Here is a 449-nt window from a genome sequence, read left to right on the forward strand (position 1 = left end):
CTTATTTGCAACTTTAAAAAATTCTTAAAATCCATACATTAAAAAAAATTTAAAATCTTCTGTTCACAGTCAAAAATTAAAAGTACCACAATTTATTCTTAATAGCTATTGTCAAGTCAAAGGCAAAGTCATCATGTAAAATTTGTTTTAAGTTCAGTTCTGCTATGGCATCATTTTCCTTTAAAATATCTTTCCACAATCTGCGATATGGCATAATCTTTTCATTAGAACTGTGGAAAACAGTCTTTTTGTTTTGATTTATTTCAATGTCATAAACAAAATTTGTTGCTTTTTTTTGTTTTCTTCCCAGGTATTGTGCACAAATCCAGAATAAATGCAAATCAGTAGTATATAACATTCTGATTAGAAAAGTAGTTTCTATTTCTTGTATAAAAATTGGAAACATACGTATACAGCACTTGGAGCACAACTTTCTGGGATAACCCTTC

The 449-nt window shown here is 28.3% G+C and carries 1 protein-coding gene; it reads right to left on the minus strand.

Annotated features, from left to right (window positions below; all coding sequences use genetic code 11):
- Positions 1–76: 76 nt before the first annotated feature.
- The coding region (locus tag GUI43_RS34360; protein WP_211326805.1) for a hypothetical protein at positions 77–449 on the minus strand (373 nt) is incomplete at its 5' end.

Source organism: Micromonospora noduli, from assembly GCF_003264365.1.
Classification (GTDB): domain Bacteria; phylum Actinomycetota; class Actinomycetes; order Mycobacteriales; family Micromonosporaceae; genus Micromonospora; species Micromonospora noduli.